Origin of the sequence: Pseudomonas sp. ICBG1301 (assembly GCF_016918385.1) — a bacterium.
Taxonomy (GTDB): Bacteria; Pseudomonadota; Gammaproteobacteria; order Pseudomonadales; family Pseudomonadaceae; genus Aquipseudomonas; species Aquipseudomonas palleroniana.
Map to the genome: position 1 here is coordinate 53,537 of NZ_JAEKGB010000013.1, position 22,370 is coordinate 75,906.

At 63.1% G+C, this 22,370-nt stretch carries 22 protein-coding genes; 16 read left to right on the plus strand and 6 right to left on the minus strand.

What is annotated here, in order from left to right; genetic code table 11:
• The first annotated feature begins 52 nt into the window (after nt 1-52).
• Both JBE38_RS24435 and JBE38_RS24440 read left to right on the plus strand, forming a co-directional pair.
• Nucleotides 53-523: a GNAT family N-acetyltransferase gene (locus JBE38_RS24435; protein ID WP_205345331.1), complete on the plus strand. Its 471-nt coding sequence runs from the start codon at nt 53-55 to the stop codon at nt 521-523.
• A 136-nt stretch (nt 524-659) separates the two neighbouring features.
• Nucleotides 660-989 (plus strand): DHCW motif cupin fold protein, encoded by a 330-nt coding sequence (locus tag JBE38_RS24440; RefSeq protein ID WP_205345332.1) that lies wholly within the window; start codon nt 660-662, stop codon nt 987-989.
• A 327-nt stretch (nt 990-1,316) separates the two neighbouring features.
• Here the strand turns inward: JBE38_RS24440 and JBE38_RS24445 are convergent, their stop codons facing one another.
• Nucleotides 1,317-1,784, minus strand: coding sequence for a copper chaperone PCu(A)C (locus JBE38_RS24445; RefSeq protein WP_060752521.1), 468 nt, complete (start codon nt 1,782-1,784; stop codon nt 1,317-1,319).
• Nucleotides 1,784-2,392 carry an SCO family protein gene (locus tag JBE38_RS24450; protein WP_060752522.1) on the minus strand — a complete coding sequence of 203 codons (609 nt, stop codon included), beginning with the start codon at nt 2,390-2,392 and terminating at the stop codon, nt 1,784-1,786. The genes JBE38_RS24445 and JBE38_RS24450 overlap by 1 nt, the downstream gene beginning before the upstream one ends.
• A gap of 191 nt (nt 2,393-2,583) precedes the next feature.
• On the opposite strand from JBE38_RS24450, the gene JBE38_RS24455 reads away from it, so the two are divergent.
• The 3 genes from JBE38_RS24455 to JBE38_RS24465 all read left to right on the plus strand — a co-directional run bounded on the left by JBE38_RS24455 (nt 2,584) and on the right by JBE38_RS24465 (nt 3,888).
• Nucleotides 2,584-2,967, plus strand: coding sequence for a DUF2946 domain-containing protein (locus tag JBE38_RS24455; RefSeq protein WP_060752523.1), 384 nt, complete (start codon nt 2,584-2,586; stop codon nt 2,965-2,967).
• 62 nt (nt 2,968-3,029) lie between these two features.
• Entirely contained in the window at nt 3,030-3,590 is a 561-nt protein-coding gene (locus JBE38_RS24460) for a putative natural product biosynthesis protein (protein WP_205345333.1), read from the plus strand.
• Between the two features lie 91 nt (nt 3,591-3,681).
• Nucleotides 3,682-3,888, plus strand: coding sequence for a PLD nuclease N-terminal domain-containing protein (locus tag JBE38_RS24465; RefSeq protein ID WP_060752525.1), 207 nt, complete (start codon nt 3,682-3,684; stop codon nt 3,886-3,888).
• Between the two features lie 60 nt (nt 3,889-3,948).
• Here JBE38_RS24465 and JBE38_RS24470 read toward each other — a convergent pair whose 3' ends face one another.
• On the minus strand, nt 3,949-4,509 hold the full coding sequence (locus JBE38_RS24470; RefSeq protein WP_090370511.1) for a type 1 glutamine amidotransferase domain-containing protein: 561 nt from the start codon (nt 4,507-4,509) through the stop codon (nt 3,949-3,951).
• Nucleotides 4,510-4,712: 203 nt separating this feature from the next.
• Between JBE38_RS24470 and JBE38_RS24475 the strand changes: the two genes are divergently transcribed.
• From JBE38_RS24475 to JBE38_RS24485, 3 genes are read left to right on the plus strand one after another with little or no spacing between them, the layout of a single operon-like run.
• Nucleotides 4,713-4,925, plus strand: coding sequence for a hypothetical protein (locus tag JBE38_RS24475; RefSeq protein ID WP_090370513.1), 213 nt, complete (start codon nt 4,713-4,715; stop codon nt 4,923-4,925).
• Nucleotides 4,926-4,927: 2 nt separating this feature from the next.
• Nucleotides 4,928-5,359 carry a hypothetical protein gene (locus JBE38_RS24480; protein ID WP_060752528.1) on the plus strand — a complete coding sequence of 144 codons (432 nt, stop codon included), beginning with the start codon at nt 4,928-4,930 and terminating at the stop codon, nt 5,357-5,359.
• Entirely contained in the window at nt 5,356-6,084 is a 729-nt protein-coding gene (locus JBE38_RS24485) for a DUF72 domain-containing protein (RefSeq protein ID WP_090370515.1), read from the plus strand. The genes JBE38_RS24480 and JBE38_RS24485 overlap by 4 nt, the downstream gene beginning before the upstream one ends.
• Here the strand turns inward: JBE38_RS24485 and JBE38_RS24490 are convergent.
• Complete coding sequence (locus JBE38_RS24490; protein ID WP_060752530.1) at nt 6,049-6,834, minus strand: DeoR/GlpR family DNA-binding transcription regulator; 786 nt, start codon at nt 6,832-6,834, stop codon at nt 6,049-6,051. The genes JBE38_RS24485 and JBE38_RS24490 overlap by 36 nt on opposite strands.
• A 121-nt stretch (nt 6,835-6,955) precedes the next feature.
• Here JBE38_RS24490 and JBE38_RS24495 point away from each other — a divergent pair, with 121 nt between their 5' ends.
• Nucleotides 6,956-8,116 (plus strand): alpha-hydroxy acid oxidase, encoded by a 1,161-nt coding sequence (locus JBE38_RS24495; protein ID WP_090370517.1) that lies wholly within the window; start codon nt 6,956-6,958, stop codon nt 8,114-8,116.
• Between the two features lie 192 nt (nt 8,117-8,308).
• On the opposite strand, the gene JBE38_RS24500 is transcribed toward JBE38_RS24495, so the two are convergent.
• Nucleotides 8,309-9,235 (minus strand): alpha/beta hydrolase, encoded by a 927-nt coding sequence (locus JBE38_RS24500; protein WP_205345334.1) that lies wholly within the window; start codon nt 9,233-9,235, stop codon nt 8,309-8,311.
• A gap of 195 nt (nt 9,236-9,430) precedes the next feature.
• Between JBE38_RS24500 and JBE38_RS24505 the strand changes: the two genes are divergently transcribed.
• The 7 genes from JBE38_RS24505 to uvrA all read left to right on the plus strand — a co-directional run bounded on the left by JBE38_RS24505 (nt 9,431) and on the right by uvrA (nt 20,115).
• Nucleotides 9,431-10,018 carry an NUDIX domain-containing protein gene (locus JBE38_RS24505; protein WP_060752533.1) on the plus strand — a complete coding sequence of 196 codons (588 nt, stop codon included), beginning with the start codon at nt 9,431-9,433 and terminating at the stop codon, nt 10,016-10,018.
• A 45-nt stretch (nt 10,019-10,063) separates the two neighbouring features.
• Nucleotides 10,064-10,681, plus strand: a complete 618-nt coding sequence (gene lexA / locus JBE38_RS24510) for a transcriptional repressor LexA (protein WP_205345335.1) — start codon at nt 10,064-10,066, stop codon at nt 10,679-10,681.
• A complete protein-coding gene (imuA, locus tag JBE38_RS24515; protein WP_060752535.1) occupies nt 10,681-11,295 on the plus strand; it encodes a translesion DNA synthesis-associated protein ImuA in 615 nt (204 codons plus the stop codon). Before lexA ends, imuA begins: the two co-directional genes overlap by 1 nt.
• A 7-nt stretch (nt 11,296-11,302) precedes the next feature.
• The gene (locus JBE38_RS24520; protein ID WP_205345336.1) at nt 11,303-12,715 is read left to right on the plus strand and encodes a Y-family DNA polymerase; all 1,413 of its coding nucleotides are present in this window, start codon (nt 11,303-11,305) and stop codon (nt 12,713-12,715) included.
• Nucleotides 12,712-15,783: an error-prone DNA polymerase gene (locus JBE38_RS24525; protein ID WP_205345337.1), complete on the plus strand. Its 3,072-nt coding sequence runs from the start codon at nt 12,712-12,714 to the stop codon at nt 15,781-15,783. The genes JBE38_RS24520 and JBE38_RS24525 overlap by 4 nt, the downstream gene beginning before the upstream one ends.
• A gap of 109 nt (nt 15,784-15,892) precedes the next feature.
• Nucleotides 15,893-17,605: an ATP-binding protein gene (locus JBE38_RS24530; RefSeq protein WP_060752538.1), complete on the plus strand. Its 1,713-nt coding sequence runs from the start codon at nt 15,893-15,895 to the stop codon at nt 17,603-17,605.
• Nucleotides 17,602-20,115 carry an excinuclease ABC subunit UvrA gene (uvrA, locus tag JBE38_RS24535; RefSeq protein ID WP_205345338.1) on the plus strand — a complete coding sequence of 838 codons (2,514 nt, stop codon included), beginning with the start codon at nt 17,602-17,604 and terminating at the stop codon, nt 20,113-20,115. Before JBE38_RS24530 ends, uvrA begins: the two co-directional genes overlap by 4 nt.
• A 110-nt stretch (nt 20,116-20,225) precedes the next feature.
• Here uvrA and tkt read toward each other — a convergent pair whose 3' ends face one another.
• Nucleotides 20,226-22,280: a transketolase gene (gene tkt, locus JBE38_RS24540; RefSeq protein ID WP_205345339.1), complete on the minus strand. Its 2,055-nt coding sequence runs from the start codon at nt 22,278-22,280 to the stop codon at nt 20,226-20,228.
• Between the last annotated feature and the right edge of the window lie 90 nt (nt 22,281-22,370).

Here is a 22,370-nt window from a genome sequence, read left to right on the forward strand (position 1 = left end):
TTAGCACAAATGGGCTAGTGGCAATTTGAAGTCATGGAAGGAGGCAGTACGGTTGGAGATAAGACGAGCCACGCCAGACGATGCTGACCGCGCGTTTGAGATTCGCCGCGAGGCCATTCGCGGTCAATGCATCGGTGCCTACAGCGCTGAACAAATGGCGCTCTGGACCCGAGGTCGCGCAAGCGACGGTTATAACGCCCTGATGGAAAAACCGTTTTACCTGGGGTGGGTGGATGGTCAGCCTGTCGCCACCGGCATGCTCGACCTTGGCAACAATGAAGTCGGCGCGTTGTTTGTACTGCCGGCCTTCACCGGCCGAGGGTACGGCAAGGCAATGCTCGATCATCTGGAAAGCGTGGCGCGGGCATTGGCGATTGAAGAAGTGGTGCTGGACGCCACGCTGAATGCGGCAAGCTTCTACCGCGCCTGCGGATATGTGGGCGAGGAGCAGGCGGTCTATCACTCGCCGTCGGGGCTGACGCTGGCGTGTGTGCCGATGGTAAAGCGGCTGGCTGCGGTTTGAACCCTGCAGAATCCCCGCATTTGATTGCCTGACAAGCGAAGGCACCTGTATCCCGCAAACCCGTCGGATCTGTGTCTATCGCCAACGGCCTCGGCCCGGTAGTTTCATGCCACGCTAACTGACGACCGAGTGTTCCATGGATCTTACCGCTGTCCCGTTTGGCACCACGGATTGGGCCACCCTCGAACCCACAACCCATCCTGGCGTTACCGGCAATGCCTTATGGCGTACTTGCCATTTCGGTACCACCCGCGTGCGCCTGGTGGAGTACACGCCCGGTTACCTGGCGGATCATTGGTGCTGGAGAGGGCATGTGCTGTTGTGCCTTGAAGGCGAGTTGCACACGGAGCTGGAAGATGGCCGCCAGTTCATTCTGACGGCCGGGATGAGTTATCAGGTGGGCAATGACATGGAGGGCCATCGCTCCTCGACGGCCATCGGCGCGAAACTCTTCATCGTCGACTGATCTGTAGTGAGCGGGCTCGCCCCGCGCTGGGCTGCGAAGCGGCCCTAACCCAGGCCCCTCGGTTTCACTGAAAATACTGTGGCGTTCTTATTGGGGCGGCTACGCCACCCAGCGCGGGGCAAGCCCTAATGCCAGTCAGTTAAGCGATAAAGCGGGTGATGAATAAATTGTGGGAGGGGGCTTGCTCCCGATAGGCCGCGCAGCGGCCTCAAAAATGGGCCTGCTACGCAGTCCATCGGGAGCAAGTCGAATCGTCGCACCGCCCCTCCCACAGTGACCGCGTTAATCCTTAACTGACTGGGATTAGGGCGAGCCCGCTCACTACAGTCAGTGCATCTTGCTGTGGTCCATGCCGTTCAAGGCACGGACCGCTGCTTTCACTTCGATGGACTGTTTCTCGCCCTTGGCGTCCTTGACGGTCAGGGTCAGCGGCACCTGGTCGCCTTCCTTGATCTGGCCGGTGAGGCCCATCAGCATCACGTGGTAGCCGTCCGGGTCGAGCTTGACGGCTTTGCCGGCGGGCAGGGCGACCGAGTCTACCGGGCCCATTTTCATCACGTCGTCCTTCATGCTCATCTCATGGATCTGTACGTCCTTGGCCACCGGCGACGCCACGCTGAGCAACTGGCTGTCGCTGTCGGCGGTGAGGGTCATGAACGCGCCGCTGGACGGCTGGCCCGGCACTGTGGCACGCACCCAGGCATCGCTGACTTGTACCTGGGCGCTGGCGTGGGCGGCAAGGCCCAGCAGGGTCAGGCCGAAGGCAACGCGTTTGAGGTGTTGAACGGCAGTCATTAGCAGACCTCCATGACGGTGAGCAGGTCTTCTGCGCACTCTTTAGCGGTAAGGGATGCCGACAGGCCCAGGCGCAGGTTGCCGCGGGTGTCGAAGACGAAACTGGTCGAAGTGTGGGACAGCGTGTAGGTGTCACCGGCCGGGATCTTTTCATAGAAGATCCCGAATTCCTTGGCGGCCACGGCGATTTCTTCCGGGGTGCCGTACAGCGCTTCGAAGCTGGGGTCGAAGGCTTTCACGTAGCGGTCGAGCAGTTGCGGTGTGTCACGCTCGGGGTCAAGGGTGATGAACACCACCTGCATGATCTCGCCGTCGCGGCCCATCAGCTTCTTGGCCTGGGCGGCACGCGCCAGAGTGGTGGGGCATACGGCCGGGCACTGGGTGAAACCGAAGAACACCACCGGCATCAGGCCACGGAACGAGCTCAGGGTGACGGTTTCGCCGTCGGTGTTCTTGAGCTTGAAGGTGCGGCCCATGATCTTGTCACTGAGGTCCTTGCCGTACTTGAAGTTCAGCTTGGGGCTGTAGTCACAGCCGCCCAGCAGGCTGCCCAGGCCCAACAGGCCCATACCGGTCAGCACTTTGCGGCGGGTGAATAACGTACTCATCAACTGTGCATCCTGTGAAGCGCCTGCATGGCTCTGGATCTACACATCAGGCTTTGAAAAGGCATTGAAACGTAGAAACGAGGAGGGCGCACAGTCTACCAACCCAGGCCTGGCTGCGTAATCTGCGACGTTCTGCCACAGGGGCGCGTCGCGCTTCATCCTTTTACGGCTTCGGTGGTAGAGTCGCCGCCATGAAACTGAGCCATCCCGACCGTTCGCTGATCGCCTGGACCCTGTACTTCTGCGTGCTGATGAACGTGTTCGTGTGCGGTTTGGGCCATGGGCAGATGCTGGGCCAGCAGCTCAACGGTATCGGCGGCGCGTTCTGTTCGGTGGACGGTAGCCAGGCGCCACTTTCCGATAAAGGGTTGGGCACTCCGTCGTCCAGCAACATCTCGAACTACTTTGCCTGCCCGGTGTGCAACGCGGTCACCGTGGCCATCGTGTTTCTTATCGGCCTGGCCTGGCTGCTGAGCCTTCAGCAAACCCCGGGCCCGGCCCATGAGCGGCGCAACAAGGCGCCGCCGCGTTATTCCTGGCCCTCGGCCAACCCCCGCGCTTCTCCCGCAGCCTGACGTGTGCCTTGGGCTTCCTGTGATCAGGAGGCGTTCTATCGTCACGACTGTGAGTCCATCTGATGACCTCTCTATTGCCTGCAGGCGCCAGTCGCCTGGTCAGCAAGGCGTCCCGTCGCCCGCTTGCGCAACCCTTGCGTACGGAACCGTTGTTGGCGCACTACCCGAGTAATTCCCGTTGCTTCGTGCACCTGGATGCACGCCTGCTGCCTCATTGGCACAGCTTGTTCGACATCTGCCCGACGCTGCTCAAACTCGACCCGCCCGAGGGCTTGAACCTGTTCCGCAGCTTCATGACCTGGGCCTATCGCAAGCAGCCGCCACTGGATTGGACCTACCACCTGAATGTGGCGCGCTGGCTGCTGAGCTCCCCGTACCGTGCGCAAATCAATGAGGAGCCGATCGAGGCGTTCATGGCGGCCGCAGCGGCGTGCTGGATCAGCCTAGACACCAGCCAGGCCCGGGGTCTGGTCCTGGCCTGGCAAGGCGCCACTCTCTTCGATTGGAAAGGCCCGCCGATCAGCGCCGCGCAACAGCAGGCATTACCCGCTTCTACCTTGGACTTCGCCTGGAGCCCGCTGAACGCACGGGGTGAATTCAGCGGTTGGTTGCCGGTGCCCTGAGCAGTCAGCAGCACGCTGCGATGGCTGCGCAATTTTAATGAACCCTTGGCGCATCGGCTTGACCTAACGCATACGACCTAGGAGGTGAAGCATGCAAACTGAATACATCTGGATCGGCCTGGCCGTGGTTCTGGTGCTGGTGGAATTGTGGGCGATCAGTACCGTGTTGCGCAGTACCGGGGGCTGGGAAAGCAAGGGTTTCTGGCTGGTGATCTTGATCTTTGTGCCGCTGTTCGGGCTGATCGCCTGGGCGATGTTCGGGCCTAAACGCGAGATGCCTGAGCAACGTAGAAGCTAACGTAGAAGCTGAAGCAGAACAGGCGCCCTTGAGGCGCCTGTTTTCATTCAAGGGTTCGGCTTATCCAGCAACCGCCTTGGCAATCGCGTCATTGAACGCCGGCAGGTCATCGGGTGTGCGCGAGGTGATCAAGGTCCAGCCATTGGCCTTGCATACCTTGACCTCGGCGTCGACCCAGCCCGCAGCTCCGGCATTTTCCAGGTCGATGCGCACGCTTTTATACGAGGTCAGCGTCTTGCCCTGGATCACGCCGGCGTCGATCAGCGTCCACGGCCCATGGCAAATCGCTGCCACGGTCTTGCCGGCCTTGACGAAATCGTTGATCAACTTCAACGCGCCGGCGTCCTGGCGCAGGGTGTCGGCATTGACGGTGCCACCCGGGATGACCAGGGCATCGAAATCGCTGCTCAACACATCCGACAGCGCCACGTCGGACTCTACGGTTTTGTCTTTCTCTGTATCGCCGACGAACGTCTGCGTGGTGCCGCCCTTGCTGGAACCGTGGGTTACGGTCGCGCCGTAGCCGCGCAATGCCTCCAGGGGCTTGAGCAGTTCATCGCGCTCGATACCGGTGTTGGAGGTGATGACCAGAATCTTCTTGCCGCTAAGGGGTGAGCTCATGATCGAGAGTCTCCTGATGGCTGGGTTTATGGGTGGATATGGGAGAGTTGATCAAGGCCAGGGGCTAAAGGTTTAAATTAATTTGGGTTGATGGGCTGGACGGTTGTGCGGGGCAGTTTCCTTGAACTATCGAAAGGGGGCGGGCTCTGCTGCATAAGGGCTCGCCTTTATTGCGAGCATTAAAAAAAGCCTGGAGACCAAGCATGACTGTCGATAAAACCCCTGACCCGATCAGTTCCGAGCAAGCGCAGAAGGGCGCGGAAAAACCCGTCAAAGGCCGCACGCTGGAGCATCCGAACCCGAAGACCGAAACCATCGACAAGGTGCTCACGCCCACCTCGATCAAGGACACCGAGCGCCAGGTGGAGGCGATCAACCGGCAGGCCGACAAGGCTGAGCGCAAGCTGGACCACTGATCATGGCCAAGTCGATCACCGCTTCCGAACTGGGTATCGAACTGGCGCCCGAAGACGACGCCAGCCTGTTCAAATGGTTTATTGCCAGCTTTCTGATGGGCAAGCGAATCCAGGCGCCGATTGCCGCGCAGGCGTACCGCGTGATCGTCGAGCAAGAGGGGCGTGATACTGCGCGCAAGTTGCAGCACTGCACTGCTGGCGAACTGGTCAGGATGCTGGGGCGTGCCCACTACGTGCGCTATGACGAAACCACCGCGCAACGGCTGTTGGACCTTAGCGCCAAGTTGAACGCCGAGTATGCCGGCAAGATCACGCAGATACGCGACGCCAGTGGCGACCGTCCGGGGTTCGAGAAACGCCTGGGTGAGTTCGAGGGGGTCGGCCCCAAGACGATCGAAATCTTCATGCGCGATGCGGCCAAGGTGCTGTTTTGACCGCACCGTTGTATCTAGGCTGTGCGGGGTGGAGTTTGCCCCGTGAGCACTGGCCGGCATTTGCCGACGAGGGCACGCATTTGCAACGTTATGCGTCGCGCTTCAATGCAGTGGAGATCAACAGTTCGTTTTATCGCGCGCACCAGCCCAAGACCTACGAGCGCTGGGCACAATCGGTGCCGGCAAGCTTTCGCTTTTCGGTCAAGGTGCCCAAGCGCATCACCCATGAACTGCGTTTACAGCGTTGTGACACGGCACTGGATGAGTTTCTGGAGCAGTGTCTGCACCTGGGTGAAAAGCTCGGTTGCCTGCTGGTGCAGTTACCGCCCTCACTGAGCTATGACCCGGCCGTGGCGTCGAATTGGTTCCTGGCATTGCGCCAACGTTTTGCCGGCGCCGTGGTGCTGGAGCCGCGTCATCCCAGCTGGCGAGAGGCCGAGTCGCTGCTGATGGACCTGCACATCGGCCGGGTGATCGCCGACCCGGTTGTCATCCAGATGAGCACCGGTTGGCCAGGCGTGCAGTATTGGCGCCTGCACGGCGCTGAGCGCATCTATTACAGTGCCTATGGGCCCGAACGCGTGAAGGCGTTCGGGCAACAGCTCGACCTCTCGGTAGCGGCGGGCGTGCCCACGTGGTGCATTTTCGATAACACCGCCAGTGGCCACGCGACGGCCGATGCCTTGTGCCTACTCGACCTCTACCCGAACCACTTCCAGACCTAGCTGTTCATAGGCTTCGACACTCGGCACATGCCACTCGGTAATCAGCGTGTGAAGACGGTTGCAGGGTGCTACGACAAAGGGCTCCACCGCGCCGAGCTTGTCCGCCATGGTCACTGCGACCACGTGGGAGGCGCTGTCGAGCAAGGCCTGTTTGACCACCACTTCATCGAAGTGCAACGAGGTGATGCCCACTTGCGGGTGCAGGGCGCACACGCCCGTGAACAACAGGTCTGCCTTGATACTCTGGATCAGGCGCACGGCATCGTGGCCGCCGGTGGAAAGGGTGGCCGGGTTGAGCTGGCCGCCGGCCAGGATCACTTTCACATGGGGATGGTCGGCCAGGGCGATGGCGATCATCGGTGAGGGCGTGACCACCGTCAGGTGAATCGAGCGCGGCAGCGATTGGGCAATGCGCAGGGTGGTCGAACCGGAATCGAACAGCACGATCTGGCCGTCCTCCACGCGCTGCGCCGCCAATTGGGCGAGCTGACGCTTGGCCTCGTTGGTCTCGCCGACCCGGGTAAAGAAGTCTTTGCCGGTGTCCTTGGGCCGGGGCAGGGCGCCACCGTGTACGCGCTGCAGCAAACCGGCGGCGGCCAGTTCGCCGAGGTCGCGGCGGATGGTGTCTTGGGATACGGCAAAATGCTCCACCAGCTCCGCTGCGGTGACTTTTCCGTCGCGCTCCAGCAGCAACAGGATCTTCTGTTTGCGCAAGGAAGGCAGGTCAGTGGCTTGATGAGTGTTATGCATGTTTGTGCGTCTTTTTGCTGGTTTGTGCGACATTAGCCGCCTGCTGCCATAAACGCAATGGCTGGTTGCGCAACCGCTGGACGGTTACTCTTCGTACTCGGTTCAGGGAAAGGTGACCTAGATGACGTTGATCACAACCATCGAAGACTTACGCAAGCTGGCGCAAAAACGTGTCCCACGGATGTTCTACGATTACGCCGATTCCGGTTCCTGGACTGAAAGCACCTACCGGGCCAACGAAAGCGATTTCGCCCGGATCAAATTCCGCCAGCGCGTGGCGCGCAATATCGACCAGCGCTCGATCCGCACCACGATGATCGGCCAGGACATGGCCATGCCGGTAGCCCTGGCGCCGACGGGCCTGGCGGGCATGCAGCACGCCGATGGCGAAATTCTTACCGCCCGCGCCGCCGCCGCATTCGGCCTGCGCTACACCTTGTCGACCATGAGCATCTGTTCACTGGAGGACATTGCCGAGCATGTCGGCCAGCCGTTCTGGTTCCAGCTCTATGTGATGCGTGATCGCGGGTTTATCGAACAGTTGATCGAGCGCGCCAAGGCTGCCGGCGTGGATGCGCTGGTGCTCACACTCGACTTGCAGATCCTCGGGCAGCGCCACAAGGACTTGATCAACGGCCTGTCGGCACCGCCGCGATTGACCTTGCCGAATATCCTCAACATGGCGACCAAACCACGCTGGGTGATGGGCATGCTCGGTACCAGGCGCCGTGGGTTCGGCAATATCGTTGGCCACGTGAAAGGCGTGGCCGACATGAGTTCGCTTTCGTCATGGACCGCCCAGCAATTCGACCCGCGCCTGAGCTGGGACGATGTGGAGTGGATCAAACAATGCTGGGGCGGCAAGCTGATCATCAAGGGCATTCTCGATGTGGACGATGCGCGCCTGGCGGCAGACGCCGGTGCCGATGCACTGGTGGTGAGTAACCACGGTGGCCGTCAACTTGATGGGGCGCCGTCGAGCATCAGCCAATTGCCGGCGATTGTCGACGCGGTGGGCCAGCGCATTGAAGTGTGGCTCGATGGCGGTATCCGCAGCGGCCAGGATGTGCTCAAGGCGGTCGCGCTGGGGGCCAGGGGCACGATGATCGGCCGCCCCCATCTGTACGGTCTGGGCGCGATGGGGGAGGCGGGCGTGACCAAGGCTCTCGACATCATCGCCCGCGAGTTGGATGTGTCGATGGCGCTGTGCGGCTATAACGATATACGCGATGTGAATCGCGAGATTTTGCTGCCGGGAACCTTGCCTGAAGGGAATTGCTGAGCAAAAAAATCGTAAAAAAGTAAAAAGAGTTGTCCACGAAAACCGTGGGTATCTCTGTGGATAACTTTGCGAAGACCCGGCTGGGTTGGCGATTTAACCTGCGGTTAATATTTGATCAACTGCCGGCGAGGGCCAGTATGGGCAGGGTTTGCGCTTGACAGGCAAGCGCGAACTCAGTGCCGAAATGCATGTTCAGGAGTCGCCGTCGGGCGCTGTGGAGTGTGTCACGACCTGGGACGGCGCCTTTGCTTGCATCAACCTGTCCAGCGCCTGACCATAACTGCGACCGGCCAGGCTCATGCTGTTGTTGTGGGTGGCACCGGGCACCAGCAGCAGTCGCTTGGGCTGCTGGGCGGCGTCGAATAATTGCTGGCTGAAACGCGGCGGCACGTACTGGTCGGCCAGGCCGTGGACCACCAGCAGCGGCATGTGCACATCAGCGATCTTGTCGATGGAGTCGAACTTCTGCGAGAGCAACCAGCGCACCGGCAGCGAGGTGTTGGCCACGGCGGTCGCCGCGTCCCCCAGCGATGTGAAAGTGGATTCGATCACCAGGCCGCGCACAGGGATCGGCGTTTGCCGGCTCAGTTCGGCCGCCAGGTCGATCGCCACCGCGCCGCCCAGGGAGTGCCCGTAGATCAGGCGCTTGTTCGGGTCGGGTTGCAGCACCTTGAAGCGGTCCCAGGCGATACGCGCGTCTGCGTAGACACTGGTTTCCGACGGCAGATCACCCTGGCTCTGGCCGAAGCCACGATAGTCGATGGCCAGCACCGAATACCCCAAGGCGTGCAATTGCTCGATGCGAAACAGCTGGCCGGTGAGGTTCCAGCGCACGCCGTGCAGGTAGAGGATCGCCGGGGCGTCCTTCTTGTCTGCCGGGTACCACCAGCCGTGAATGTTCTGGCCCGACTTGAAACTGGCCGGCTTGAGGTCGAATTCCTGTACCGCTTTGGGCAGCCCGGTATACCAGCCGGCGGTGCCCGGTTCGATGCGAAACACCAGCTCACGTTCTTTGTGTTGCAGCACGGCACACCCCACGGGCAGGCCGATGATCAGCAGCGCCATGCACAGCAGGGGAAACCAGCGCAGGCCGAGGCGAGACAGAAAACGAGAGGACATGAAGATTCCAGGACAAAAACAAAGCAGGGGTTTTACCAGATGGCTTATCGGGTAAGGAATTAATTCGACAGTCGTGAGTGGGCATTGCTTGCAAAGTGTTACATCGCCCCAGCGGAATTCGATCACGCCCCTGCCAACTTGACGTTGGCCGGCGCCCGGGAACATGCTCGCCCTCCCACGTACAGAGGCCCAACCATGGACAACAGCCCCGTTCGCATCACCGCCGAAGAAACCCTCTCGAAAAACTGGTACCTGTTGAAAAAATACAGCTTCGACTTGCGCCGCCAGGACGGCAGCTGGCAAGCCCAGACCCGTGAGGTGTACGACCGCGGCAATGGCGCGACCATCCTGCTGTACAACCGTGCGCAGCGCACGGTGTTGCTGATCCGCCAGTTCCGCATGCCCACCTTCGTCAACGACTACCACGGCTATCTGATCGAAGCGGCGGCCGGCTTGCTCGACAACGCCAGCCCCGAAGAACGCATTCGCCTGGAAGCCGAAGAAGAGACCGGCTATCGCGTCGGCCACGTGGAGAAGATCTACTCGGCGTTCATGAGCCCGGGTTCGGTGACTGAGCGCATTCACTTCTTTATCGGCGAGTACCAACCGACGGATCAGGTCGGTACGGGGGGCGGCCTGGAGGAGGAGGGCGAGGATATCGAAGTGCTGGAGCTGGGGTTCGAGCAGGCGCTGGCGATGGTACAGAACGGCGAGATTGTGGATGGCAAGACGATCATGCTGCTGCAGTATCTGGAACTGCGAATGTTGAAAGACGGCTGGTGAGCCCCGACTGGCGGTTATTGTCAGAAATTTCCCAGAGGAGTACAAATGTACTCCATGACGACTCTCACTCCCCGCCGTACCGCCATCCTGACCTTTATCCGCGACCGTATCGCGCAGCAAGGTCAGCCCCCCAGCCTCGCCGAGATCGCCGAGGCGTTCGGCTTCGCCTCGCGCAGCGTCGCGCGAAAGCACGTGGTAGCCCTGACTGAAGCCGGGTTCATCGAGGTCAACGCCAACCAGGCGCGGGGCATTCGCCTGCTCAACCAACCGGCACGCCCCGAATGGCTGGATGTGCCGGTGCTCGGCCGAGTGGCCGCGGGCCGGCCCATCGGCGCCGACGCCGAAGTGTACAGCCGCCTGCAACTGGACCCTGCCACCTTCACGAAAAACCCGGATTATCTATTGCGGGTGCAGGGCGACTCGATGATCGAGGACGGCATCCTCGACGGCGACCTGGTGGGCGTGCGCCGCAGTGCCGAGGTGTTGAACGGGCAAATCGTCGTGGCGCGGCTGGATGGCGAAGTCACCATCAAGCGTTTCGAGCGCAGTGGCGAGCGCGTGCGCTTGCTGCCGCGCAACCCCGCCTATCAACCCATCGTGGTCGGGCCCGACCAGGACCTGGCCATTGAAGGGGTGTTCTGTGGCCTGGTGAGGCAAGGCTGATGGGCGCCGTGGTTGCCCTGGACGCGCTGTTCAATGGCGGGCGCGTGTGGAAGGGCCGGCCCGTTGCACCACCGGCCAGCGTGCACCCCACGGGGTTGGCGAGGCTGGATGCGGTGTTGCCAACGGGCGGCTGGCCGGAGTCGGCTTTGAGCGAAATCCTGATGGCCAAAGAGGGCATCGGCGAATTGCAATTGGTGCTGCCGACCCTGGCGCGCTTGTCGGCGGCGGGGGAGCGCATTGTGTTGGTCGCGCCGCCTTACACGCCGTACCCACACGCCTGGCAGAACGCCGGGGTGGATGTACGCCAGCTGTCGGTGATCCGGGCCGAGGAGCGCGATGCGTTGTGGGCGGTGGAGCAATGCCTGCGCTCCGGTAGTTGCGGCGCGGTGCTGTGCTGGCCGCGCAAGGCCGATGACCGAGCACTGCGCCGCTTGCAGGTGGCGGCGGAAACCGGGCAGACCCTGGCGTTTGCCTGGCGTGCCTTGAGCGAGGCGGTCAATGCGTCGCCTGCGGCTTTGCGCTTGGCGGTTGAGGCAGCGCCTGCACAAGTGCGGGTGCTCAAATGCCGGGGCGGGTTGGCCCATCCGGCGCCCATCGCGTTGGCGGGGCACTGAGGTTGCCATGCGTTGGGTGTGTATTGTCTTTCCGCAATTGGCGCTGGATGGCGTGCAGCGTGCACACCCCGAGCCGGACGCGCCCCTCGCGTTGTTGGCCGGTACCCCGCAACGTCGCGTGCTGCAGACCGTCAATGCTGCCGCCCGTGCCTTGGGCCTGCGCCCCGGGCAATCGCTGACGGCGGCCCATGCGCTGGCCAAGTCCTTTGCCTGCGCCGAATACGACCCCGCCGAGATCGAGCGTTGGCAGCAGTTCCTCGCGGCCTGGGCCTACTGTTTCAGCTCCCAGGTCAGCCTGCACTACCCACGCGCCTTGTTGTTCGAGATCGAGTCGAGCCTGGGCCTGTTCGGGCCGTGGCCGCGGTTTGAAGCGCGTTTGCGCCAGGAACTGAACGAGTTAGGTTTTCGCCACCGTATCGTCGCCGCGCCCAACCCTGCGGCGGCGCGGGTACTGGCCAATCTCTACGATGGCCTGGCGGTGACTGACGACGCCTTGAGCCAGGCCCTGGCGCAGTTGCCCATCGACCGCGCCGGCCTCGACCCGCAGGCCGCCATCGCGTTGTCCCGCATGGGCCTGCGCACCCTGGCCCAGGTGCAGGCGTTGCCCCGGCACACCCTGGCGCGGCGTTTCGAGGCGGGCTTGCTCAAGCATCTGGATACCCTCACCGGGCAACGGCCATTGGCCTTGGCGTTCTATCAGCCGCCGGATCAGTTCGAGGCACGCATCGAATTGAATTTCGACGTGCAATCCCACCAGGCGCTGCTCTTCCCCTTGCGCCGTTTGACCGGCGACCTGTCCGCCTTCCTCTGCGGTCGTGACAGTGGTGTGCAGCGCTTTGACCTGCACCTGGAACACGCCCAGCAACCCGATAGCGTGATCAAGGTCGGCCTGCTCAGCGCCGAGCGGGAACCTTCGATGTTGTTCGAACTGGCCCGCGGGCGCCTGGAGCAGGTGCAAGTCAGCGCGCCGGTACGCGGCGTGCGCCTGCTGGCCCAGGACTTGCCCGTATTCGTGCCGCAGCGCCAGGACCTGTTCGACGACCGCCCGCAACAGACCTTGCCCTGGGAGCAACTGCGCGAACGCCTGCGTGCGCGGCTTGGCGATGACGCGGTGCAGAGCTTGCGTTTTCATGCCGACCATCGCCCCGAATGCGCCTGGCAAGCGGCAGCGGCCAAACACCCGTGCCAGCCCCTGGACAACGTGCGCCGCCCCGGCTGGTTGCTGGCCGAGCCGACCCTGCTGGCCGAGCCGGGCGTGCAGATCCTCATGGGCCCGGAGCGCATCGAATCCGGCTGGTGGGACGGCGCGGATATCCGTCGCGACTATTACCTGATCCGCACCCGTGCCGGCCAGCAAGGCTGGGCCTACCGCACCGTCGGCGAACCCGATGGGTTGTGGTTGCAGGGTTGGTTTGCATGAATTACGCCGAGCTGCATTGCCTGTCCAACTTCAGTTTCCAGCGCGGCGCCTCCAGTGCGCTGGAGTTGTTCGAGCGCGCCAAAGGCCAGGGCTACAGCGCCCTGGCGATCACTGACGAATGCACGCTGGCAGGTATCGTGCGGGCCTGGCAGGCGGCAAAGGCCGTGGCATTGCCGTTGATTATCGGCAGCGAAGTGCGCATCGAAAACGGCCCGAAACTGGTGCTGCTGGTGGAAGACCTGAGTGGCTACCAGCACCTGTGCCGCTTGATCACCCTGGCCCGACGGCGTGCCGCAAAGGGCGGTTATCGCCTGCTGCCAGCCGACTTCGAACAACCGTTGCCGGGCCTGCTGGCATTGTGGGTGGCCGAAGACAGCGACACCCAGGCGTCGATCCAATGGCTGCGCCACACCTTCGCCGAACGCCTGTGGCTGGCGGTACACCTGCACTGCGGTCAGGACGATGCGCGTCATCTGGAGCAACGCCTGCAGCTGGCTGCCAGCCTGAATATCAAGGCGGTGGCCTGCGGTGATGTACATATGCATGTGCGCGGCCGTCGGGCCCTGCAAGACACCATGACTGCTATCCGCCATCACGTGCCGGTGGCCGAGGCCGGCACGCGGCTGCACCCCAATGGCGAGCGGCACTTGCGTGACCTCGGTGCCCTGGCTGCGCTGTATCCGCAAGCGTTGCTCGACGAGACCCAGGCCATTGCGCGCCGTTGCACCTTTGACCTCGGCCAGTTGCATTATCACTACCCACGCGAGCTGGTGCCCGAGGGGCATGACGCAACGTCCTGGCTGCGTGCCGTGACGCAAGAAGGCATTGCCCGGCGCTGGCCAAAGGGGGTTGATAGCAAGACCTTGCAGCAGATCGACAAGGAACTGGAGGTGATCGGCACCCTGGGTTATGAAAGCTATTTCCTCACGGTTCACGACATCGTGCGCTTTGCCCGCAGCCGTTCGATCCTGTGCCAGGGCCGGGGTTCGGCGGCCAACTCGGCCGTGTGTTTTGCCTTGGGCATCACCGAGATCGACCCCAGCCTGACGGCTATGCTGTTCGAGCGCTTCCTGTCCAAGGAGCGCAATGAGCCTCCGGACATTGATGTGGACTTCGAGCACGATCGCCGCGAGGAGGTGTTGCAGTATGTGTTCCAACGCTACGGCCGCACCCGTGCGGCGTTGACGGCGGTGGTCAGTTGTTATCACGCGGCCGGCGCGGTACGCGACGTGGCCAAGGCCCTGGGGCTGCCGCCGGACCAGATCAACGCCCTGGCCGACTGTTGCGGGCGCTGGAGTGACGATGCTCCGCCCCTGGAACGCCTGCGTGAAAGCGGCTTTGACCCGCACAGCCCGATCCTGCGCCGCGTGTTGACGCTGACCCGGCAACTGATCGGTTTTCCCCGTCATCTGTCGCAGCACCCCGGCGGCTTCGTGATTTCCGAATATCCGCTGGACACCCTGGTGCCGGTGGAAAACGCAGCCATGGCCGAGCGCACCATCATCCAGTGGGACAAGGACGACCTCGATGCGGTCGGCCTGCTCAAGGTGGATATTCTGGCCCTGGGCATGCTCAGTGCGATCCGCCGCTGTTTCGACCTGTTGCGCCGCCACCGTGGCCGTGATCTGGCCTTGGCGACGATCCCCAAGGAAGATCCGGCGACCTACGCGATGATCAGCAAGGCCGATACCATCGGCGTGTTCCAGATCGAATCGCGGGCGCAGATGTCGATGCTGCCCAGGCTCAAGCCGAATAATTTCTATGATCTGGTGATTGAGGTGGCGATTGTGCGGCCGGGGCCGATCCAGGGCGGCATGGTGCATCCTTACCTGCGTCGTCGGAACAATGAAGAAGCCACCACTTACCCGTCGCCGCAATTGAAAACGGTGTTGAAGCGCACCCTGGGCATTCCGCTGTTCCAGGAACAGGTGATGCAGATCGCCATGGTCGCCGCCGACTACAGCCCCGGCGAGGCCGACCAGTTGCGCCGTTCGATGGCCGCCTGGAAGCGCCACGGCGGGCTGGAACCGCACCAGGAGCGCTTGCGCGACGGCATGCTCAAGAACGGCTACACCGAAGCCTTTGCCGCGCAGATTTTCGAGCAGATCAAGGGCTTTGGCAGCTATGGTTTCCCCGAGTCCCACGCGGCCAGTTTCGCCTTGCTGACCTATGCCAGTTGCTGGCTCAAATGCCATGAGCCGGCGGCCTTCGCCTGTGCGCTGATCAACAGTTGGCCCATGGGGTTCTACAGCCCGGACCAGATCCTGCAGGACGCCCGGCGCCATCGGTTACAGATTCGCCCGGTGGAAGTCCAGGCCAGCGACTGGGATTGCAGCCTGGAGCCTATCGACGGCGCGCAACCGGCAATCCGCATGGGCTTGCGCATGATCGCGGGGTTTCGCGAGGAGGACGCACGACGTATCGAGGCCGCTCGCCAACACCAGGCATTCAGTGACATTGCCGACCTGGGCGCACGCGCCGGGCTGGATGCGCGGGCCCAGGCCTTGCTGGCGGATGCCGGGGCCTTGCGGGCGTTGGCCGGGCATCGGCACAAAGCGCGCTGGGAGGTGGCGGGCGTGCAGCAGCAACTGGGCCTGTTCGCCGGCCTGCCCAGCCCCGACGAAGCGGTGGTGGAGTTGCCGGCGCCTTCGGTCGGCGAAGACCTGCACGCTGATTACGCCACCGTTGGCACCACCCTTGGCCCGCACCCGTTGGCGCTGTTGCGTGAAGAATTGCGCAAGCGACGCTGCCGCAGCTCCCATGAACTCCTGGCGGTCGAGCATGGTCGTAACGTGAGCATTGCCGGGCTGGTCACGGGGCGGCAGCGGCCCGGCACGGCCAGTGGCGTGACCTTCGTCACCCTGGAGGATGAGTTCGGTAACCTCAACGTGGTGGTCTGGCGTGACTTGGCCGAGCGCCAGCGCCAGGCGCTGGTGGGCTCTCGGCTGCTCAAGGTGGATGGGCGCTGGGAGGCGGTGGGCGACGTGCGACACCTGATTGCCGGACGTTTGACCGACCTGACGCCGCTGCTGGAAGGGATCCATGTGCGCAGCCGGGATTTTCACTGAAGACTGTGACACGGGTTGCATTTACCTGCTGGCGTTAAGGCAGTGAAACGATCTAGGGTTGGCGCGCTCCAACGCTGGTCGATGTTTTCTTTTCGTACTGAGTCAACCCATGCATTTTTTATCCAACTCTCATGGCTGCGAAGGCTGGGCCGGTGAAATGGCCCGGCGAATCCGCGCGTTCGACTGGTCGACCACTGATCTTGGCCCCATCGACTCGTGGTCCACCAGCCTGGTCTGCAACGTGCAAATGATGCTGGCCTCGCCCGTGCCGATGGTGATGCTGTGGGGGCGGGCGGGGTACATGATCTATAACGACAGCTATTCGGCGTTTGCCGGTGGCCGCCACCCGTATTTATTGGGCAAGCCGGTGGAGTTGGGTTGGCCGGAAGTCGCCGACTTCAACCGGCATGTGGTCGACACCTGCCTGGCGGGCGGCACCTTGTTATTCAACAACAAGGACCTGGTACTGTCGCGCCATGGCAAGCCGGAGACGGTCTGGCTGGACCTGTATTACAGCCCGGTTGCCGGCGACAACCAGCAGCCGGCCGGCGTGCTGGCGATTGTGGTGGAGACCACCGAACTGGTGAAGTCCGAGCAAGTGCGCCAGGAACTCACCCACAATCTGGAACAACGCGTCGCCGCTGAAGTGCAGGCGCGCTCCGCTGCCGAGGATCAACTGCGCCAGTCGCAGAAGCTGGAAGCCATCGGCGGCCTGACCGGTGGTGTAGCCCACGACTTCAATAACCTGCTGCAGGTGATCGCCGGCAACCTGCACCTGCTGGCCCGGCATGAGCCGGATAACGCCCAGGTGCAGCGCCGGGTCAACGCAGCCATTGAGGCCGTTGAGCGCGGCGCCAAGCTGTCGGCGCAACTGCTCGCCTTCGCCCGTCGCCAGCCGCTGTCGCCGGCGGTGTACAACCCGCAGCGCATCTATGCGGGCCTGGGCGAATTGCTGCAGCGTGCGTTGGGTGAAACCATTCATATCGATGTGCAGATGCCCACGGATGCCTGGTGCATCAAGGTCGACCGCAACCAGCTGGAAAACGCGCTGCTCAACCTCGCGATCAATGCCCGGGATGCCATGCACGGCGAAGGCGTGATTCGTATCACCGGCGAAAACATCATCCTCAACCCTGACGATTGCGCCGGTAAAAGCATCAAGCCGGGCGAGTATGTGCGCCTGGCGGTCAGCGACACCGGCGTGGGGATGTGCCCGGAGGTGCTCAAACGCGTCTTCGAGCCGTTTTTCACCACCAAGCTCGAGGGCCAGGGCACCGGGCTGGGCTTGAGCATGGTGTTCGGCTTCGTGCGCCAAAGCGGCGGGCACGTGGAGATGTGGAGCGAGGAGGGCAAGGGTTCGACGGTGCAGATGTATTTCCCCCACAGCCTGGAGCCGGAATGCCTGGACACACAGGAAGAACTGGCACTGCACTGCGGCGGCCAGGAGACCATTCTGGTGGTGGAAGACAATGAAGGCGTGCGCCTGACGGTCGTCGAGTTGCTCAAGCAAGCGGGCTACACCGTACTCACCGCCGAGGACGGCGACCGGGCGATGCGGGTGTTGCAGGACGGTGTACGGCCGGACCTGATTTTCACGGATGTGGTGATGCCCGGCCGAGTCAAAAGCACGGACCTGGCCGACTGGGCCCGCGTGCAGCAGCCTCCCGTGCCGGTGCTGTTCACCTCCGGGCACACCCGTGACATTCTCTCCAGCAATCATTTGCTGAGCCCGGATATCAACTTGCTGAGCAAGCCCTACAGCCCCGATGCCCTGACGCAACGGGTGCGCTCGGTGCTCACTACCCGACAAGGTTGTCCATGACCTCACAGCGCAACATGCCCAAGCTTTCTACCCCGGTCGGCTTCGTCCGGGTGCGTGGCGCCCGCGAACACAACCTGCGCGATGTCGATGTGGACATTCCCCGTGACGCCCTGGTGGTGTTCACCGGGGTGTCCGGCTCCGGCAAGTCGTCGCTGGCATTTTCCACGGTGTATGCCGAGGCGCAGCGCCGTTACTTCGAGTCGGTGGCGCCGTATGCGCGGCGCCTGATCGATCAGGTCGGTGTCCCGGATGTGGACAGCATCGAGGGCCTGCCCCCCGCCGTGGCCCTGCAACAGCAGCGCGGCACGCCGAGTGCGCGTTCATCGGTGGGCAGCGTGACCACGCTGTCGAGCCTGATCCGCATGCTGTACTCCCGCGCCGGCAGCTACCCGCCGGGCCAGCCAATGCTGTACGCCGAAGACTTTTCGCCGAACCTGCCGCAGGGGGCCTGCCCGGAGTGCCATGGCCTGGGTCGCGTGTATGAGGTGACCGAGGCGCTGATGGTGCCTGACCCGTCGTTGACCCTGCGCCAACGTGCGGTGGCATCCTGGCCGCTGGCCTGGCAGGGCCAGAACCTGCGCGACATCCTCGTGACGCTGGGCTATGACGTCGATATTCCGTGGCGCGACCTGCCGAAAAAGCAGCGCGACTGGATCCTGTTCACCGAAGAAACCCCGACCGTACCGGTGTATGCCGGCTTCACCCCCGAACAGACCCGCGACGCCCTCAAGCGCAAACTGGAGCCGAGCTACCAGGGCACGTTCAGCGGTGCGAGGCGTTATATCCTGCACACCTTCACCCACACCCAAAGCGCACTGATGAAAAAGCGCGTCGCGCAATTCATGCAGGGCAGCGCGTGCCCGTTGTGCGAAGGCAAGCGACTGAACCAGGCGGCGCTGTCGGTGAAGTTTGCTGGGGTGGATATCGGTGAGTTGTCGCAGTTGTCGTTGTCCCGGTTGGCCGAGCTGTTGCGCCCGGTGGCGGCGGGGCAGGACAAGATGAAACTGTCGGTGGAAAAGCGCCTGGCGGCGCAGCGCATCGCCCAGGACCTGCTGGAGCGGGTCAACACCTTGATCGAATTGGGCCTGGGTTATCTGTCCCTGGAACGCAGTACGCCGACCTTGTCGTCCGGTGAATTGCAGCGCCTGCGCCTGGCCACTCAATTGGGCTCGCAGTTGTTCGGGGTGATCTATGTGCTGGATGAGCCTTCGGCGGGCCTGCACCCGGCCGATGGTGAAGCGTTGTTCAGCGCATTGGAGCGTTTGAAGGCGGCGGGCAATTCGTTGTTCGTGGTCGAGCACGACCTGGAAACCATGCGCCGCGCCGACTGGCTGATCGACGTCGGCCCGGCGGCCGGCGAGCAGGGTGGGCAGGTGCTGTACAGCGGCCCGCCGGCCGGTTTGGCCGACGTTGAGGCGTCGCAGACCCGTGAGTATCTGTTCGCCGAACGGCGCCCGCCAGGTCAGCCGCAGCGTGAGCCCTCGGGCTGGTTGAAGCTCGAAGGGGTGACGCGCAATAACCTCAATGACCTGGACGTGGAGTTCCCGCTGGGTTGCTTCACGGCGGTGACCGGTATTTCCGGCTCGGGTAAATCCAGCCTGGTCAGCCAGGCGCTGCTGGAACTGGTGGGCACGGGCCTGGGGCGCGTGCTGGAGAACGACGAAGAACCAAGCCTGGAAGACGACGCGCCGCAAGCCAGCGGCGGGCGGATCAGCAGCGGCCTGGAACACCTTCGCCGTCTGGTGCAGGTGGATCAGAAACCCATCGGCCGTACCCCGCGTTCGAACCTTGCGACCTACACCGGGCTGTTCGACAACGTGCGCAAGCTGTTCGCCGCCACGCCGGCGGCGAAAAAGCGCGGTTACGATGCCGGGCAGTTTTCCTTCAACGTCGCCAAGGGCCGCTGCTCGAATTGCGAAGGCGAAGGCTTTGTCAGCGTCGAATTGTTATTCATGCCCAGTGTGTATGCGCCGTGCCCGACGTGCCATGGCGCCCGCTACAACCCTGAGACTCTGGCGATCCAGTGGCAGGGTTTGAACATCGCCCAAGTGCTGGGGCTGACGGTGGCGCAGGCGGTCGAGGTCTTCGCCGAGCAGCCGGGGATATTGCGCTCCTTGCAGGTACTGCGGGATATCGGCCTGGGCTATTTGCGCCTGGGCCAGCCGGCGACGGAGTTGTCGGGCGGTGAGGCGCAGCGCATCAAGCTGGCGACCGAACTGCAACGCAATGCGCGGGGCGCCACGTTGTATGTGCTGGATGAGCCGACCACCGGCCTGCATCCGCGTGACGTCGACCGCCTGCTCAGCCAGTTGAATCAACTGGTGGATGCCGGCCACACCGTGGTGGTGGTGGAGCATGAAATGCGCGTGGTTGCCCAGAGTGATTGGGTGATCGATATCGGGCCGGGAGCGGGCGCTCAAGGCGGCAAGGTGGTGGCGTGTGGTACGCCGCAGAAAGTCGCCAAGAGTAAGGCCAGCCGCACCGCCCCCTTCCTCGCCCGGGAACTGTGAGGCCGATGCGGGACAAACTGTGGGAGGGGGCTTGCTCCCGATGACGGCCTGTCAGTCACTTCATGTGTCGACTGAACCCCGCCATCGAGAGCAAGTGCGAATCAACGCATTCAGTGTTGAGCCCGTTGGATCTGCTGCCTGGCCAGCTCCACCACATTCTCAACCGTAAACCCGAACTTCTCCTGCAACTTGGCCAGCGGCGCCGAAGCCCCGAAGCTGTTCATCACCACTTTGGCCCCGGTCTGCCCGACATAACGGTCCCAACCCAGGGGGCCGGCCTGTTCTATCGCTACCCGAGCCTTCACTGCGGGCGGCAACACACTGTCGCGATAGCTGCGTTCCTGCTCTTCAAACAGCTCCCAACTGGGCATTGAAACCACCTGCGCGGCAATCCCTTCGGCGGTCAACTGTTCATAGGCCGCCACGGCCAGGCTGACTTCACTGCCGGTCGCCAACAGCAACACTTCAGGGCGCTCGGCACCCGCCAGCACATAGGCGCCCCTGGCCGCCCCCGAGGCGCTCGCATACTGCGTACGGTCCAGGGTCGGCAACGCCTGGCGCGACAGCACCAGGCAACTGGGCCGGTGGGTTTGCGCCAGGGCTACCTTCCACAATTCCAGGGTTTCATTTGCATCGCCGGGGCGCAGGGTCAGCAACCCCGGCGTGGCCCGCAGCTGCGTGAGGTGCTCGATGGGTTGGTGCGTTGGCCCGTCCTCACCCACGCCGATCGAGTCGTGGGTAAACACGAACACTACCGGCAACTCCATGATCGCTGCCAGGCGGATCGGCGGTTTCATGTAGTCGCTGAACACCAGGAACGTCGAGGTGTAGGGCCGCAGATAGGACAAGGCCATGCCGTTGGCGATGGCGCCCATGGCATGTTCACGAATCCCGAAGTGCAGGTTGCGTCCGCTGTAGTCGTCGGCGCTGAAACGCCCGGCGCCGTCAAAGGTGAGGTTGGTCTTGGTCGAGGGCGACAGATCCGCCGACCCGCCGATCAGCCAAGGGATATGCTGGGCGAAGGCGTTCAGCACCTCGCCGCCCGAGGCACGGCTGGCGACGCCCTTGGTATCCGCCGCAAAGTCCGGCAGGTCGGCTTGCCACTGTGCCGGCATTTCCCCGGCGCGCATGCGCTGGAGTTCGTCGGCCAATGGTGCGTCGAGCTGGGACAAGGTCTGGTTCCATTGGCTGAACAAGGGTTCGGCGCGTTCGAGCAGCGCATCGCGCAACGCCGTACGCGCCGCATCGGGCACCAGGAAACTGGAGTCTTGCGGCCAGCCATAGGCGGCCTTGGTCAGGCGGATTTCTTCTTCACCCAGCGGCTCGCCATGGGCGGCGGCTGTGTTGTGTTTGTGGGGCGAGCCATAGCCGATCACGCTGTCGACCACGATCAGGGTCGGGGCGCCGGTGTTGGCCTGGAAGGTTGCCAGCGCAGCACTCAGGGCCTGCAGATCATTGGCATCGGTGACGTGCAGGGTGTGCCAGCCATAGGCCTGGAAGCGCTGGATCACATCTTCGCTGAACGCCAGCTCCGTGTGGCCCTCGATGCTGATGGTGTTGTTGTCGTAGATCCAGCACAGGTTATCCAGCTGCAGGTGCCCGGCCAACGATGCCGCTTCGCCGCTGATACCCTCCATCATGTCGCCGTCACCGCACAGGGTGTAGACGTTGTAGTCGAACAGCACCTTGCCGTCGCGGTTGAAACGCTTGGCCAGCCAGCGCTCGGCCATGGCCATGCCGACGCTGTTGGCACAGCCCTGGCCGAGCGGGCCGGTGGTGGTTTCCACGCCGGTAGTCATGCGGTATTCGGGGTGGCCTGGGGTCTTGGAGCCCATCTGCCGGAACTGCTTGATGTCGTCGAGGCTGATCGCGGGCGCTCCGGAGCGTTTGCCATGGGCATCGATCTCGACCACACCGGCCAGGTGCAGCAGCGAATACAGCAGCATCGACGCATGCCCCACCGACAACACAAACCGATCACGGTTGGGCCAGTCGGGTTGCTGCGGGTGATAACGCAGGAAGCGACTCCACAACGTATACCCCACCGGCGCCAGGCCCATCGGCGTGCCGGGGTGGCCGGAATTGGCCTTCTGCACGGCGTCCATGGCCAGGGTACGAATCGTGTTGATGCATTGGGTGTCGACAGCGGTGGCAGCATGATTCATGAACCGGTCTCCCTCGGGTGGCGATCTAGAGTGGAGGGCAGGGCTGGGCAAAAGGTTTGATCCCATCGCCCGCCTTGCGACGAACGGAGC

Excerpts from the sequence above, each read along its gene's own strand:
- JBE38_RS24440 (WP_205345332.1), top strand. The coding sequence starts at position 660 with ATGGATCTTACCGCTGTCCCGTTTGGCACCACGGATTGGGCCACCCTC.
- JBE38_RS24445 (WP_060752521.1), bottom strand. The coding sequence starts at position 1,784 with ATGACTGCCGTTCAACACCTCAAACGCGTTGCCTTCGGCCTGACCCTG.
- JBE38_RS24450 (WP_060752522.1), bottom strand. The coding sequence starts at position 2,392 with ATGAGTACGTTATTCACCCGCCGCAAAGTGCTGACCGGTATGGGCCTG.
- JBE38_RS24455 (WP_060752523.1), top strand. The coding sequence starts at position 2,584 with ATGAAACTGAGCCATCCCGACCGTTCGCTGATCGCCTGGACCCTGTAC.
- JBE38_RS24460 (WP_205345333.1), top strand. The coding sequence starts at position 3,030 with ATGACCTCTCTATTGCCTGCAGGCGCCAGTCGCCTGGTCAGCAAGGCG.
- JBE38_RS24465 (WP_060752525.1), top strand. The coding sequence starts at position 3,682 with ATGCAAACTGAATACATCTGGATCGGCCTGGCCGTGGTTCTGGTGCTG.
- JBE38_RS24470 (WP_090370511.1), bottom strand. The coding sequence starts at position 4,509 with ATGAGCTCACCCCTTAGCGGCAAGAAGATTCTGGTCATCACCTCCAAC.
- JBE38_RS24475 (WP_090370513.1), top strand. The coding sequence starts at position 4,713 with ATGACTGTCGATAAAACCCCTGACCCGATCAGTTCCGAGCAAGCGCAG.
- JBE38_RS24480 (WP_060752528.1), top strand. The coding sequence starts at position 4,928 with ATGGCCAAGTCGATCACCGCTTCCGAACTGGGTATCGAACTGGCGCCC.
- JBE38_RS24490 (WP_060752530.1), bottom strand. The coding sequence starts at position 6,834 with ATGCATAACACTCATCAAGCCACTGACCTGCCTTCCTTGCGCAAACAG.
- JBE38_RS24495 (WP_090370517.1), top strand. The coding sequence starts at position 6,956 with ATGACGTTGATCACAACCATCGAAGACTTACGCAAGCTGGCGCAAAAA.
- JBE38_RS24500 (WP_205345334.1), bottom strand. The coding sequence starts at position 9,235 with ATGTCCTCTCGTTTTCTGTCTCGCCTCGGCCTGCGCTGGTTTCCCCTG.
- JBE38_RS24505 (WP_060752533.1), top strand. The coding sequence starts at position 9,431 with ATGGACAACAGCCCCGTTCGCATCACCGCCGAAGAAACCCTCTCGAAA.
- lexA (WP_205345335.1), top strand. The coding sequence starts at position 10,064 with ATGTACTCCATGACGACTCTCACTCCCCGCCGTACCGCCATCCTGACC.
- imuA (WP_060752535.1), top strand. The coding sequence starts at position 10,681 with ATGGGCGCCGTGGTTGCCCTGGACGCGCTGTTCAATGGCGGGCGCGTG.
- JBE38_RS24520 (WP_205345336.1), top strand. The coding sequence starts at position 11,303 with ATGCGTTGGGTGTGTATTGTCTTTCCGCAATTGGCGCTGGATGGCGTG.
- JBE38_RS24525 (WP_205345337.1), top strand. The coding sequence starts at position 12,712 with ATGAATTACGCCGAGCTGCATTGCCTGTCCAACTTCAGTTTCCAGCGC.
- JBE38_RS24530 (WP_060752538.1), top strand. The coding sequence starts at position 15,893 with ATGCATTTTTTATCCAACTCTCATGGCTGCGAAGGCTGGGCCGGTGAA.
- uvrA (WP_205345338.1), top strand. The coding sequence starts at position 17,602 with ATGACCTCACAGCGCAACATGCCCAAGCTTTCTACCCCGGTCGGCTTC.
- tkt (WP_205345339.1), bottom strand. The coding sequence starts at position 22,280 with ATGAATCATGCTGCCACCGCTGTCGACACCCAATGCATCAACACGATT.